General features: G+C 53.2%; 13 protein-coding genes. 9 read left to right on the top strand and 4 right to left on the bottom strand.

Annotated features, from left to right (window positions below; all coding sequences use genetic code 11):
- Positions 1-409: 409 nt before the first annotated feature.
- The gene (locus KP806_RS14640) at positions 410-2,044 is read right to left on the bottom strand and encodes a GMC oxidoreductase (protein ID WP_224724442.1); all 1,635 of its coding nucleotides are present in this window, start codon (positions 2,042-2,044) and stop codon (positions 410-412) included.
- A 48-nt stretch (positions 2,045-2,092) separates the two neighbouring features.
- On the opposite strand from KP806_RS14640, the gene KP806_RS14635 reads away from it, so the two are divergent.
- From KP806_RS14635 to KP806_RS14615, 5 genes are all read left to right on the top strand, one after another.
- Positions 2,093-2,419, top strand: coding sequence for a GNAT family N-acetyltransferase (locus KP806_RS14635; protein WP_224724441.1), 327 nt, complete (start codon positions 2,093-2,095; stop codon positions 2,417-2,419).
- Between the two features lie 159 nt (positions 2,420-2,578).
- Complete coding sequence (locus KP806_RS14630; RefSeq protein WP_224724440.1) at positions 2,579-3,349, top strand: ThuA domain-containing protein; 771 nt, start codon at positions 2,579-2,581, stop codon at positions 3,347-3,349.
- 59 nt (positions 3,350-3,408) lie between these two features.
- The gene (gene greA, locus KP806_RS14625; protein ID WP_224724439.1) at positions 3,409-3,885 is read left to right on the top strand and encodes a transcription elongation factor GreA; all 477 of its coding nucleotides are present in this window, start codon (positions 3,409-3,411) and stop codon (positions 3,883-3,885) included.
- 250 nt (positions 3,886-4,135) lie between these two features.
- Positions 4,136-5,332, top strand: coding sequence for a ParM/StbA family protein (locus KP806_RS14620; RefSeq protein WP_224724438.1), 1,197 nt, complete (start codon positions 4,136-4,138; stop codon positions 5,330-5,332).
- Positions 5,333-5,384: 52 nt separating this feature from the next.
- A complete protein-coding gene (locus tag KP806_RS14615) occupies positions 5,385-5,771 on the top strand; it encodes a hypothetical protein (protein WP_224724437.1) in 387 nt (128 codons plus the stop codon).
- A 176-nt stretch (positions 5,772-5,947) separates the two neighbouring features.
- Here the strand turns inward: KP806_RS14615 and KP806_RS14610 are convergent, their stop codons facing one another.
- Positions 5,948-7,129: an NAD(P)/FAD-dependent oxidoreductase gene (locus KP806_RS14610; RefSeq protein ID WP_224724436.1), complete on the bottom strand. Its 1,182-nt coding sequence runs from the start codon at positions 7,127-7,129 to the stop codon at positions 5,948-5,950.
- A gap of 134 nt (positions 7,130-7,263) precedes the next feature.
- On the bottom strand, positions 7,264-7,704 hold the full coding sequence (locus KP806_RS14605; protein ID WP_224724435.1) for a DUF1641 domain-containing protein: 441 nt from the start codon (positions 7,702-7,704) through the stop codon (positions 7,264-7,266).
- Positions 7,705-7,989: 285 nt separating this feature from the next.
- Here KP806_RS14605 and KP806_RS14600 point away from each other — a divergent pair, with 285 nt between their 5' ends.
- Together KP806_RS14600 and KP806_RS14595 are read left to right on the top strand one after the other, a co-directional pair.
- Positions 7,990-8,325, top strand: coding sequence for an MGMT family protein (locus KP806_RS14600; RefSeq protein ID WP_224724434.1), 336 nt, complete (start codon positions 7,990-7,992; stop codon positions 8,323-8,325).
- 80 nt (positions 8,326-8,405) lie between these two features.
- A complete protein-coding gene (locus tag KP806_RS14595) occupies positions 8,406-8,873 on the top strand; it encodes a hypothetical protein (protein WP_224724433.1) in 468 nt (155 codons plus the stop codon).
- A gap of 447 nt (positions 8,874-9,320) precedes the next feature.
- On the opposite strand, the gene KP806_RS27820 is transcribed toward KP806_RS14595, so the two are convergent.
- Entirely contained in the window at positions 9,321-11,582 is a 2,262-nt protein-coding gene (locus tag KP806_RS27820; RefSeq protein ID WP_224724566.1) for a GDYXXLXY domain-containing protein, read from the bottom strand.
- A gap of 237 nt (positions 11,583-11,819) precedes the next feature.
- Here KP806_RS27820 and KP806_RS14585 point away from each other — a divergent pair, with 237 nt between their 5' ends.
- Positions 11,820-12,071, top strand: coding sequence for a GlsB/YeaQ/YmgE family stress response membrane protein (locus KP806_RS14585; RefSeq protein WP_224724432.1), 252 nt, complete (start codon positions 11,820-11,822; stop codon positions 12,069-12,071).
- Positions 12,072-12,357: 286 nt separating this feature from the next.
- Entirely contained in the window at positions 12,358-13,323 is a 966-nt protein-coding gene (locus tag KP806_RS14580; protein WP_397376406.1) for an MBL fold metallo-hydrolase, read from the top strand.
- Positions 13,324-13,467: the final 144 nt, after the last annotated feature.

The following is a 13,467-nucleotide window of genomic DNA, read 5'->3' as shown; positions in this document are numbered from 1 at the left end:
GCTTTTTTTGTGTGCTAAAGTTCGGATGAACGACGTTGCTGCAGCTGGAGCTCAAACATTACTCAAAATTAGGGATCAGCAGCTCCAAGGTATAGCTCTTTTAACTAACGTTGGTGATTAGCTGTATTTGACGTCTTTATTTTTTAAGTAATATCAATATTCGCTTGAATAACGGGAATTCGATGCATATAAAATCAGCCATCTGGTCATGAATCAGCCGTTTCGTATCAGATTGATACACCCAATCCAGTTATTTCGCGCAAAAAGCTCGGAGTTGAAGATTTAGATACATGGAACCCAGTTATTACTCCAGGCTTTAGGAGCATGCAGCAATAAGGGGGGCGGGTAGATGTCAGTCATTGATCAAGACTGCTAAAAGCGGCGTCACCTCCGGTTGAAGCCGACCCTATTACGCGCCCGAGGTGTTGACGATATAATCCGCCGTACGGATGGCCATCGCGGCGGCCGAAAGAGTGGGATTGCTCGCTCCGATAGAGGGCAATACGCTGTTGCCGGCGGCAAACAGCCCCGGAACCCCGTGGACTTGGCCGTAGCGGTTAGTGGCGGACGTATTCGGATCGTCGCCCATGCGCAAGGTGCCGAACTCATGAAAGTCCGCGCCTGGCGGGAGCACACATAGATCGGGCTGTGCTCCCTTTCCCGTCAGGGAAATACCGGCGGCGTTAGCGATGCGGGGCATCTCCGCTTTGATACGCTCGATAATCGCAAGGTCGCGCGGGCTGTAGGAGAAGCTGACGGCGATTTGCGGAACGCCGTACTCGTCCCGCCGCGACGGATCGAGATAAACCCTGTTGTCGTAGCGGGACTCGACCGTGCCGAAGCCGCCGAAGAAATTAAGCGACCATTCGCGCCGAACCGGCTTGGGGCGGTCGTGATACCAGTAATAAAGGCTCGGCCCCTGGATCTGCACCTGATAAGGCGCCGCCGGGGTGGTGGGGACAAGGATCGCAAGCACCCCGTTCACCTCGGGAAAGTCCGTTGTGTTCATGATCGCATTGCCTATTACAAAGGAATGGTTGGCGAGATAATGGCCGATCGCCCGGCCCGGAATGCCGGAGTACAGCAGCAGACGAGCCGCTTGCAAGGTGCTGGCCGCTACGATCACCGTTTTCGCCCGCAGCGTATACGGCTTCCGGTCCGGTCCGTACACCTCGGCTCCGGCAGCGCGCCCCCCATCCAGCAAAATCTTAGTCGCATAGGCGCCTACGGCCAAGTCGAAGGTTGCCGTGTTGAGCGCCTCCGCAATGAAATCGATGGAGCTGAAGGCTGGGCTTGCACGGACTTCTCCGAACCCGGTAGGCGTCGTATCGACAGCCATCGGATTGCCCGTAGCCTCCGTATAGCCGTGCGCCCATAGCCGGTTCAGCAAAATGCGTGTCACAGAGGAATTTCTGACGTAAGCGTCCGAAACCCCCATGACGTCCTCCGCTATGTTGTAATAGAGGTCTATTTCCTGCCGGGTTACGGGCCACTTCTCCAGCTCCCAGCCGGGAACGCGAGGGCTGACGGTTCCCCAGAACTGCGTTCTGCCCCCCAGCGAATAAACCTCACGGGCTCCTGCGAACTGCGGCAGCGTCTGGCCGATCGGAGCCGAGACGGCCGGATTCACGAACAGCCTGGCCGCCCGTTCTTCGCTCAGAGTCGGGACGTTCCAGCTGTGCGTTTGCAGCAGCAGGCCTCCTTTCTCGATGATGCCGATCCGTTTGCCGCTGCCGGCCCACCGCTGGCAAAGCCGCCATAACGCGGCGCCGCCGCCTATACCCGAACCGATAATAAGAACGTCGTATTCCTCAGCGGCCATTTCGGCAAGAGGTGTCAGCGGCACCCATGCGTCGAGATAAGGCGCCGGGTCGGTAGGAGGACACGCGAACGCTCCCGCCGAGCCCGAAATCGCCGTAGCGGTTCCCGGCACCTCCACGACGGGCTCCGGAAGCACCGCCCGTTCGGCTTCGTCCTTTTCGTTACGGTGCCTCTTTGCTATGTCCTCGGGAGTTTTGTCTTTTCCGGTGAAATCATTCTCCATACAGCTCACATCCTTCGTCCGATAGCTTATTTTTAAGTGTATGTGCGGATGATCCCGTCTGATGACCGGGCATATAGCGAACTTGGGGACAGTCAGGAGGCACCGATAGCGGTCGAACCGGGCTGTCAGAAGCAGGGCATCGGCGGGTCGCTCATCCATGAGGAGCTGCGGCTTACGGCGGAACTCGGTTATTCGCATGTGTTTCTCATCGGACACCCGTCATACTACCCCAGATTCGGATTTGAGCCCGAACGGCCGCATGGCTTTGATCTGCTGCAATTCGAGGTGCCGGACGACGTGTTTATGGTGATCATTCTTGTTCCAAACGCCGGGATCAAAGGTGAGCTGCGTTATCCTCAAGCCTTTTTCGAATGAGCTTCATACGAGACATGTAAAGGGTCGTCCCGCTGGGACGGCCTTTTCTTTTATAATTTCAATCCGCGGAAGCGCATATTTTGAGCGAACCCCAATCACGTAAACTGGGCGGGCACATAGTATGGAGGATAAGAGACTGCGAGCGGAGGAATGGCGGTTATGATAAAAGCGATTATCGGCACGACAAAATATCAGGAGGCAAGTCCGGTCCGGGTAACCATTTGGAATGAATTCGTGGCGGAAAAAACGAATCCGGAGGTTGCGGCCGTCTATCCGAAGGGAATCCACTGCGCGCTAGCGGAAGGGCTTGCTCCTTATTGTTTTCAGATTCAAACGGCTACTCTGGAGCAGCCGCAGCACGGCTTGACCGATTTTGTGCTCAGCCAAACCGACGTGCTGATCTGGTGGGGGCATCTTGCGCACGATGAGGTAAGCGATGAGGTTGTCGAACGGGTGTACCAGCGGGTGCTGAACGGAATGGGGCTGATCGTGCTGCACTCCGGCCATTTCTCCAAGCTGTTCAAAAAGCTGATGGGGACGACCTGCAACTTGAAATGGCGCGAAGCGAAGGAGCGGGAGCGGCTGTGGGTCGTCGATCCGGCGCATCCGATCACCGCAGGACTGGGCGAGTATATTGAGCTGCCCGAGGAGGAAACGTATGGCGAGTTTTTTGACATCCCTGCACCCGACGAGCTGGTATACATCGGCTGGTTCAAAGGCGGCAATGTGTTCCGCAGCGGCTGCACCTTCTACCGGCGCCTCGGCAAAATTTTTTATTTTCAGCCTGGCCATGAATCGCACCCAACTTACTATAACAAGGAAATATTGCGGGTCATCGCCAATGCGGTCAAATGGGCCGCTTCGCCTCATGGCGCGGAGCCTGTTTTTGGCAATAGCCCTGCTCTTGAAGCGGCTTACAGTCCCATTTAGCAAATTGGACCGTTTTGAGTTAAAATGGTACGAAGAACGCTAATGGGAGCTGTATGCATATGTCTAACGAAGAAATTATTTTGACCAAAGAGGGTCTGGCCCAATTGGAAGCCGAGCTTGACGATCTCAAGTACGTGAAGCGCAAGGAGCTGGCGGCACGGATCAAGCTGGCGATCAGCTACGGCGACCTGAAGGAGAACAGCGAATACCACTCCGCCAAGGAAGATCAGGCTTTCATGGAAACCCGGATTTTGACGATCGAGAGAATGCTGAAGAAAGCCCGTATCGTCGATGCGAAGGACATGGATTTGTCCGTTGTGAATATCGGCTCCGTCGTCGTGCTGAACGATATCGAATTTGCGGAGAAGATTGAATACAAAATCGTCGGTACGGAAGAAGCGGACGTGAACGAGAACAAAATTTCTTACGAAAGCCCTCTCGGCAAAGAGCTGATCGGCAAGAAAACCGGCGATATCGTGGAAGTGAACGCGCCGGTGGGAGTCATCAAATACGAGCTGCTGGAAATCAAAATTTAACGATGCCGGCTGAAAAGCTTCCTCTCCGTTTTGCAGGAGGGGAAGCTTTTTATTTCGCAAGTTTGCCCATATGACGGCTTCAGCCGTTTTCGCTTCTTTTACGACAAAAAATGATGTGAAAAGTTTAATCTCGCCTAAGGCAAAAGCAGGATGCATGCTAACACTTCGTATGGTAAGGTATTACCATAGAAATTAATGTGTTTCATAGTCATCTTCATACTTAGTCTTCATACTTAGGAGGAGAACCTTAATGAACTATCATTTTTTTGTGGGCAACGACAACGGAAACAGCGAGCATGACATGATTATCGACGGCAGGCTCATTCAGCAGCCTAATGTCAACTGCACGGTGGACGAGCTCCCTTGGAGCGAGGAGCAATCTCCGGAAAGCTTTATCAGAAATCTGCAGGATCAGCTAGTCGTTACCATCGATTCCCCTTCGGCAAGGCCCGGGATGTACTATGTGGGCAAGTTTGCTCTCGAGAGCGGCGAGATTTTGGATAATATGCAAATCGGCATCGATTTGAAAAGCGATATGGACCTGCCGATCGTCAACACTTTGGCGCAAATCGCGGCGGCTGCCGTGCAGAAGGCGTACGATGAGGAGAAGCGGATTCCCGAGCAGCTTGAAGTCGAGGTCGATATGGCGACGGCTCTTCCGGTTACGCAGCATACGGACGAAACTTCTGCGAAATTCGAGAAACGGTTCACTTCCGGCACTCATCACGTCACGGTTCATCTCGGCATTCAGCGCGTCGGGGTGAAAATCTCGATGCCTTTCGCAAAGGTCGTTCCGGAAGCGACGCCGGTCATTTTCACCTTGCAGAAGGACGCCGAGGGCAATTGGCGCGAGGGAGATATTTTCGAAGAGTTTCTGAGGGAATACAACATTGAAGGAAAATTCAACGGAAGCTTTTTCAAGGACAAAAGAATTCTTCATGTAGACATCGGCGACGGATCGACGGAGTATCCGATTACCGAAGGCAACAAGTTTTTACGCCAGTTCGTGCATGGCAGCCATCACGGAGCGGGTTACGCGATCGAAGAAGCGCTGGACGATTTTAACCGGATGATTCACCTGCCAAACAGCCCGCGCCAGTTCTTTAGCGACGTTCTCAAAAATCCGAAGCACAAATACCACGCCAGAGCTTTGAAAACATTGAGACGCCCGCTCGAGACCCAAGTAAGGCAAATCGTGCAAAATGTGAAGAAGCAGCTGACCAAGGCGCGGAACGAAATCGACCTGATCTGCGTATACGGGGGAGGCAGCATTCTGATGCGTTCGATTCTGTATCCGCAAATTCAGGAGCTGTGCGCGGAGCGCGAAATGCAGCTGCTGTACATCCCTGCCGAGTATGCGGTAAAGCTGAATGCAATGGGCTTGGACGCTTTTGTGCGGGGCAAAATTTACGAAGCCCTCAAAAACAAGGCGGCGCAGCCGGTATAACGGCAGCGGCCTTGGCTACGGCTAATTTCGGGATTGCGGCAGGTGAGTTAAAATGAAGAAGATCAAGCAGCCAGGCGAAAATATTAGCCTGAAAACAAAAAAGACGGAGGACCCGCTCGTCATGCAGTGGCTGAACGCCCAGACGAACTTGATGGACTCCCTCCGGTATTTGATGGAAAAGGAGATCTGCGAGAACGGCGTCAGAAATTTGCAGATGTTCATTCCGATGGAACGGAACGTCCTGAACGGAGGCTCGGCGGAATCGCCTTCCGAGAGCGTTCAAGTTTCTGCCTTGGATAACCGGCAAGAGACGGCTGCCGCGTCGGAAATCTCGAGTGCGCCGGCACAGAGCGAGGCACAGGCGCCCGGGCGGCAGCCCGAGCCGGCTGTGGCCGAAGAAGAAGAGCTGGATGACGAAGACATCGAGGCTTGGATTTAGCCCGTCGTTATGCGGTTTTCGAGAGTTGTATTACAAAGTATTACTAAAATCACCTTGGCGCAGCTTGATTTGTTTTCATGATTGGTAATTTGTAATACTTAGTAATACCGAGTCGCTGTTTGTTTTTAACAGAGGCAAAAAAAGAAGGAGGGCGAAAGCCCTCCTTCTGTTCATTTCTAGTATGCCAGTGCGAATAGACCGTGAATATGCGACAGGTAACGGACATTGCTCGCTTCCTTCATCAGGGTGGCAGGCAGTCCTTTCAGCTGGGTGGAGTTGCCGCCGATCGTGCCTACCGCGTCTTTGCGGCCAAGGCTTCCGAGCGTGCCGGAGAATACCGGATTGAACTTATCCATCACGCCGCCTTTAACCAATACCGACAGGTTGTAGCCGACCGTTTCGCCCATCTGCCAAGCAAGCTGAGCGGTTGGAGGGTAAGGACGGTCGCCGCCTTCAGGGAATACGACAGCGCAGTCGCCAGCCAGGAATACGTTAGGATGCGAAGTCGATTGAAGCGTCGGCGTAACCGTTGCACGGCCGCGGTCCTCTGCAAGGCCGCTGCTGCCGACAACCGGATTGCCTTTGACGCCGCCGGTCCAGATAATCGTGTTTGCATCGAGCTTGCGTCCGTCTTTCAAGGAAACGGAGTTTTTGGTCGCTTCCGTAATCGCTACGCCGGTAATGAAGGTTACGCCGCGTTTCTCAAGGCTCGAAACGGCGCGCTCGATCAGGTTTTTAGGGAAGATCGGCAGTACTGCAGGTCCTGCTTCTACGCAGTAAAGCGAAACGTCGTTGAAGTCGATGCCTTTGCTGCGGCAAACTTCAGGAAGCTTATCCGCAAATTCGCCGACAAGCTCGACGCCTGTCAGGCCGCCGCCGCCGACAACGATCGTGGCATCGGCTTTATCGCCGGATTTTTTGTATGCGTCCAGACGCGCTTCAACATGCGCGCGGATTTTGTTGGCGTCGGCAACGGATTTCAGCACGAGGCTGTTCTCCTCCAGACCTGGAATGCCGAAGTAGTTCGTTTCGCTGCCAAGAGCAACGATAAGATTGTCGTAAGATTGAACCCGGCCGCTTGCCAGAACGACTTTATTCTCGTTCGGCTTAATTTCCTGAACCGAATCCACAACGACGTTAACGCCTTTGTCGCTCAGCAGCTTGTTAAGCGGAAGGGATACCGCGCCTTCGGAAATCGTTCCGCCGGCCAGACGGTGAAGCTCGGTAATGATTTGGTGAGTCGGGAAGCGGTTGACGATCGTAATCGACGCCTCGGCAGGCGTTAGATGCTTGCGGGCAGTCAGAGCGGTCAGAACGCCGCCGTAGCCGCCGCCGAGAATTAAAATTTGCTTAGACATAGTTATCCTCCGTTCGATCTATGCGTAATCGGGTATTCTACGAGTTAAAGAGCATATGCCGCCAAGGGACGGCACAGAACCGAGCTGCGCAAAGCTGCAGCTAACGGTTCGTGCATAGCGAAAGCCGTTTACGCTTATGCGTTCAGGTTTCTCTTCTCAGCCAGTACGTTCAAGAACGCTTGCGCGAAGCGGAGCGTCTTCTGAACCTCAGGATCCTTAAGCATTTTCAGCATAGCGAACAATCCGACGGTCGAGCCGGCCGCTTCCTGCGAACGCTCGCCTGCTTCGATCGCCGCCTGTGCGATACCTTTAGCTTTCTCTTGAACCGGCTTGACGAATTCACCGATGCCTTGTGCAAAATCGTTGATCAGCACCTTATCGGTAGCTACGCCTTGTGCGAAATCGTAAGCTTTCGTCATGAGCGTTACCATTTCAGCCAGTTTAGGCAGATTGTCTACCAGAACGGTTAAGGACTGCTGCACCTCAGGCTTCATCAATTGATCGAGAATGTCCAGCGATTGTTTTTCGGCAATGCTGCTTACCGCAACTTCTTGCTCGGCAGTTTGTTGTGACATAAGAGAAATGTCTCCCTTCACCTTAAAAAGTAAATTATGGTCTCAATTGTGTCAGCAGCTAAAGCCTTGGCTACACCCCAGAAGATTGTTACACTTTTCACATAGTTATCCGAAAAAGTGCGGATTCTGCGTCGTCAGACTACTTGTGACTGTCTTGAGGGATAAAAGCGTTAGCGAATATGACGGTCAAATTTAAACCCATTACCTCTATTCTACATCGTTTGGAGCAAAATTAAAAAAGAAATTTTTACTTTTCACAAAAAAATTTGAAAGCGGGAAATCCGGATGCAGCCTTTTACAAAAAGTGTCATTGAAATCATAAAAGCTATCCCTGAAGGTTACGTCATGACCTACGGCCAAATCGCGGCTCTGGCGGGCAGTCCGCGGGGGGCAAGGCAGGTCGTCAGAATCCTTCATTCGCTAAGCTCCGCCCATAGTTTGCCCTGGCACCGGGTCGTGAATGCGAAAGGGGAAATCGCGCTTCAGGAAGAGGAGGCCCGGTTTATGCAAATTTTGTACTTGCGAGGCGAGGGTGTCGAGACGGACGAGAACGGGCGGATCGATCTTGCGCGGTACCGTTATGACGACATGCCGGAGCGGAGTCCGGAAATTTGGTTATAAAATTCTCATAAAGGCCGAATTGAAGAGCAGCGCACGAACATTTATGATGATAGAGAACACTACGGAAGGGAGACGGTCGAATGAGTGTTGAAACGGCTTCAAGCAGCAGTATTCGCAATTTTACCGTATCGACTGAAATTTTTTATAAACCGAGTCTGGATATTTATTCGCAGATGATGTATATCGTGCTTAGCGCAAGCATCGCAGATTCCGCATCCTTAACGATAAACGAGGTGGCCGCCAAAGGCCGGATGACGCCTAAGCAGGCAATTAAAGCGCTGCAGCTGCTGGTGGACGAGCAGCTCATTCCGCACAAGGTATTCCGCAAGATGATCGGCGAATTCCAGGATGACCGTCTGTCGTGGGCGGCAAAGGGCTTGCTGACATACTGCAAGGAGCACCGCGATATTACGATCGCCGAGCTGCTGCAGCTGTCCGACCAATCGGGCGAGAGCGAGCAAAACATCCGACGCGCGCTTTCCGAGCTGGACCGGAACGGTTATTTGGAGGATTATCCGGAGCTCAGCAGGCTGGCTAACGGAGCATAAGAGCGGTACGGCGGCTCTTTTGAATGCCGATTTGGCTGGTTTCTCATCCATTCGATGGGGCAGGGAGAGCGGCGGACATGGGATCCGTTATTTGTCTAAAAAACGCGCTTTTTGAGTTTTCACGGACTACGGATCTTTTATTCGCATCAAAGCTCATCGGTTTCGGCTCGAAAGCCGCCAATAACGGATCGTTGATCCACATGCACCAGCACAATAGCTTTATTCGCGTAAATAACGGAACCAGAGTCCGTGCAAGTTAAATTCGTTCATGTTCCTGCTCATGTGACGGTTCAAGTCTCTGCCTTATGGCCGCGCATTATCCGCCAAAGGGACCCGGAACCCGTCGAGAGTATCCTGACAGGATTTGCCGTAAGAGGAATTGCAAAAGAGGCCGGCTGTCACTCCTAAAAGAGTGACAGCCGGCCTCTATTTTTTTCCTGTACCCGTTTACTCCGCTGCCAGCTTCTCCAGAATAGCATCGCCGTTTTTGCCTACGCGGACGTAAGCATACCGAGCGTTTCGCTCCGTCTCGAGCCCCGTGCCTTCCGGTACGAAATACGTTTCAATACCGTAATAGATGCTCTGCCAGCCGTTAAAGGTGCCGTTGATGACGACTTCCTTGTCGGTGAGCGTCTCACCCTTCGTGTAGAGGCGGTCGAACACGTAGAGCCCGTCATCTCCCTGCCGGAGCACGACCTTGATGCGGCCTGTTACAGGATGCTCTTTCATCTCAGCGTCCAGCGACGGAGGAGTAGAAATGCTGTAATTCAGCCTCACATAGTCGCCCTGTAGAAGCGATCTCGGATCAAGCGGCTCGATCTTCAGCTTCACCTGTGTACCTCCGGACAGCAGCGCCTCGCTTGTTGCCGCATGATAGGCGATATAACCCAGCTGGAGCACGATGACGATAGCAATCCATACCGCGCTTTTGCGGAGGAACGGCTTGAAGCCTTCTTCGCTCTCGGAAATGCGAGCCCTTGTGCGGAACGCGTAAATGTAAGTCACCGTTATGAAAAAGATGCCGAGCAGTGCAAGAGTAATCGACTTGTGCATTAGCGTCCACAGCAAATCGTAATATTTGAAGGCGATATAGACGAACCAGAATGTCAGGCTGACAGCCGATTCCAGCGCCGCGCCGCGGCGGACGAACAGGAAGGCGAGCGCCGTAACCGCAGCAAAGTTGATGACGCTGAACCAGACGCCCGAATGCGGGAAAATATCCTCCATAAACGTCAGCCAGAGCAGGAACAGCAGCATGAAAAATAATCCGTTCTCGCTGATGTGCCGTCTCATAGGTCCCTCGCTAAGCAGGTGCTGCCCCGCATAGACAAGCGTGTTGATCGCGGTAAGAATAAAGACGATAAATGACGGAGCGTGGCGGACCGACTCGAACAGCTGGAACAGGATGATCGCCGCGTTCACATTCATAAGCGTGTAAATAAAGAAGTGCTGCGCCCTTCCGTTTAACCGGAACCAGCCGAATGCCGACACGGCCATGAAGATAATGGACAAAAGAGCATTGTCCATCCAGGCGATCGATACCATGCCTGCCGCATAGCCGATAGTAAGCACGGTATAGCGGATCGCCGGATTCAGACGGGGCACCAGAATCGCGGGAATGACGAACAGCAGCGCGAGGGCATACAGCGTATTCTCGGGATTCTCGGAGCCTGAGGCCATGAAGACAAGTCCGATCAGGGAGGAGCTGCCGATGAGCACCCCGATGACGGTGACGATCGTCGAGATGATTTTGCCGACGACCGCGCTTCTTTTTTCCTCCTGCTGCCCGTCAGTGCCGTCTTGCCCTTCATCCCCGCCGCCCAGCTTATTCAAATAGCGGAAGAAAAGCACGTTGGCCGTCAGGAGCACGGCAACGAATACGAGCCCCATAACGAAGAAGCTGGTGGAGGCATTATCGCTCATGAGCTCCAGATAACGGATGACCGCATAAGCGGAGGCCGCAAGCGCATTCAGCGTCAGCAAAATTTTATCAAGCCGGATGCGGATCAGGTAGTAGAAGAAGGCTGCGATGAAGGCCACGGACACGGCATTCGCCGCTAAATCGTACCATTCATTCTGAAAGATGGCCGTCATGGAAAGCAAGGTGACGTTCAATATCACAAAGCTGGCGATCTTGAGCGGCATGGATTTGATCCAATTGGCGTTAGTGACGAGAAAGAGGATCAGGTTGATGGAGGCGAACAGGCCTCCGATGACGAGCAGCCGCTCCTCGCTGTGATTGACGGCCAGAGACGTCGGGAAAAAGTACTGCCATAAAGTAAGATGGACGAGCACATAGGTCAGAATATAAAAGGGATTGTAACGTGTAATGAACGAGAAGAGCAGCGCAGGCACCGACCATACCAGAAACAGCTCGTAGGTGTCGGCATGCGAATTGTAAATCTGGTTCAGCAGCGCAACGGCGGCCCCGAACGAGATGCAGCCGGCAACGAGAAAGACCGCCGACAAAAAAGAATGGTGTCCTAGCATCAGCTTCATTTTGGAGAAGAGGAAGGATACGCCGTAGAACAGGACGATAATGCCTGCCGAGACGAGAATTTTGTCGGCGCGGGCGAGACCGCCCCAGTTGGCCGCAAAAAAGTAAATGATGGCTGCAAGCAGCAGGGAAACGCCCATCAGGAAGCCGACTCTCGTGACGTTTAGACGGACCATGGCATTCACTTGCCTTTCGTGTTGGTATGTCTTGATTATAATGACCCGTCCGGCTTGTCACTAGTACGCACTTTTTATAGTACCACCCCGTTAACGACTTATCCCCATGTGGATATCCTTCCTTGTAAAAAGGCGTCGAAAAAGCGGATTTCACCGGATTTTCGGCCCCACTTGTACACATATTCGAAAATGGATGTGGATATAGACGTTTCAAATCGGAGGATTAGGTGTATTCAAGAGTAAGAAATCCAAACAAGAAAGGGGAAATACAGCATGGGATTTTTGTGGGCATTAATCGTCGGTGGTATTATCGGTTGGCTTGGCGGTCTGATTGCGGGCCGCGACGTTCCGGGAGGCATTATCGGCAATATTATTGCAGGCTTTATCGGAGCGTGGCTTGGGGGTTTCATACTAGGGGATTGGGGTCCTGATGTCGGCGGCTTTGCAGTCATTCCGGCGCTGATCGGAGCGGTGGTCGTCGTCCTTATCCTGAGCGCGATTATGCGTTCCGTCAAAAGGGCGTAGAGCCCCGGTCGGCCGCGTAAAGCGGCAAAGTGGATTCAACCTTAACAAATAATATAAAATCGTTAGTAAAGCATCAGCGTATGCTTCTACTAACGATTTTTATTTTGTCATGGAAAAGGGGTAGAGTGAATTGACAGCGGTTTTTGCGGTAATGGGCATTTTGGTCTTTTTGCTGGTTGTTTATCTGGTTATCGCTTTTTATCCCGCGTTCGGTTCGGCGCCTTCGAAGTCGAAGAGGCAGCGCCTAAGCAGCTCCAAGCAGCATGACACGCGGAAATTCGTCAATATGATTCCTACCTCGATGGATATGCCGCCGGGCGATATGTTGAAGGTGCTGGTTCAAATGGTAAAAGGCAATCCGAAGGGCCGGCCGTCTTCTCCATTAGTGCCTGAGCAGGTCAGCATCGCGGCATTGGAGCGCGGCGCTTCAAGCCGTCCTATGGTAACATGGTTCGGCCATTCGGCGGCCATGCTGCAGCTGGACGGAAAAACGCTGCTGCTGGATCCGATGTTCGGCCGTGCGCCGTCCCCGTTTCCGGCTATCGGGGGGAAAAGATACAGCAAGAAACTTCCACTGGAGCTGGAACGTTTGCCGGTTATAGACGCCGTGATCATCTCGCATGACCATTATGACCATTTGGATTACGGCTCGATTCTGAAGCTGAAGGATAAGGCGAAGCGCTTTTTTGTGCCGCTTGGCGTAGGGCCGCATCTGGAGCGTTGGGGAATCGAGCCTTCGCGGATTGAAGAACATGACTGGTGGGAGGAAACCGAGTACGAAGGGCTTCGGCTTGCTTGCACGCCGGCGAGGCATTTCTCGGGAAGGAGTGTGACGGACCGGAATGCGACGCTCTGGTGCTCGTGGGTCATACACGGGCGGGAGGCGAAGGTGTTTTTTAGCGGGGACAGCGGGTACGGGCCTCACTTCAAGGAGATCGGCGCTCAATACGGCCCTTTCGACCTGACTTTGATGGAATGCGGACAATATAATGAGCGCTGGGCTGCGATTCATATGATGCCGGAGGAAACGGTGCAGGCGCATCTGGACGTGAGGGGCAAGGTGATGGTGCCGATTCATTGGGGCGCATTCTCGCTTTCTTTGCATGATTGGACCGACCCGGTCGAGCGCGCGGTAGCCGCGGCTATACGCCTTAATGCAATCATAACGACACCGAAAATCGGGGAGACGGTCACGATCGGCGGAAATGCGTATCCGACAGCGGCGTGGTGGAGGCAGCCAGTTCAAGGATAGGTCTTCTAAACCATACGAACAGAGCTGTCTCCCGGTCACTGCATGACCGTTAGAGACAGCTCTGTTCGCGTTGTCTGGCGTGGCTGCAGCCGTTACAGACTGCATGGCAAGGGCTTTCCAGCAGCGAAGTCGGACGAATGGCTT

This window comes from Paenibacillus vietnamensis, from assembly GCF_020169515.1.
GTDB classification, from domain to species: Bacteria; Bacillota; Bacilli; order Paenibacillales; family Paenibacillaceae; genus Pristimantibacillus; species Pristimantibacillus vietnamensis.
Note: the sequence above shows the minus strand (reverse complement) of the source record. Positions and strands in the feature narration are given on the sequence as shown.

Bases quoted from the DNA above. Each gene is read 5' to 3' on its own strand.
- KP806_RS14635 (WP_224724441.1), top strand. From the start codon at position 2,093: ATGATCCCGTCTGATGACCGGGCATATAGCGAACTTGGGGACAGTCAG.
- KP806_RS14600 (WP_224724434.1), top strand. From the start codon at position 7,990: ATGCAGCCTTTTACAAAAAGTGTCATTGAAATCATAAAAGCTATCCCT.
- KP806_RS14610 (WP_224724436.1), bottom strand. From the start codon at position 7,129: ATGTCTAAGCAAATTTTAATTCTCGGCGGCGGCTACGGCGGCGTTCTG.
- KP806_RS14640 (WP_224724442.1), bottom strand. From the start codon at position 2,044: ATGGAGAATGATTTCACCGGAAAAGACAAAACTCCCGAGGACATAGCA.
- KP806_RS14595 (WP_224724433.1), top strand. From the start codon at position 8,406: ATGAGTGTTGAAACGGCTTCAAGCAGCAGTATTCGCAATTTTACCGTA.
- KP806_RS14630 (WP_224724440.1), top strand. From the start codon at position 2,579: ATGATAAAAGCGATTATCGGCACGACAAAATATCAGGAGGCAAGTCCG.
- KP806_RS14585 (WP_224724432.1), top strand. From the start codon at position 11,820: ATGGGATTTTTGTGGGCATTAATCGTCGGTGGTATTATCGGTTGGCTT.
- KP806_RS14605 (WP_224724435.1), bottom strand. From the start codon at position 7,704: ATGTCACAACAAACTGCCGAGCAAGAAGTTGCGGTAAGCAGCATTGCC.
- KP806_RS14615 (WP_224724437.1), top strand. From the start codon at position 5,385: ATGAAGAAGATCAAGCAGCCAGGCGAAAATATTAGCCTGAAAACAAAA.
- greA (WP_224724439.1), top strand. From the start codon at position 3,409: ATGTCTAACGAAGAAATTATTTTGACCAAAGAGGGTCTGGCCCAATTG.
- KP806_RS14580 (WP_397376406.1), top strand. From the start codon at position 12,358: ATGATTCCTACCTCGATGGATATGCCGCCGGGCGATATGTTGAAGGTG.
- KP806_RS14620 (WP_224724438.1), top strand. From the start codon at position 4,136: ATGAACTATCATTTTTTTGTGGGCAACGACAACGGAAACAGCGAGCAT.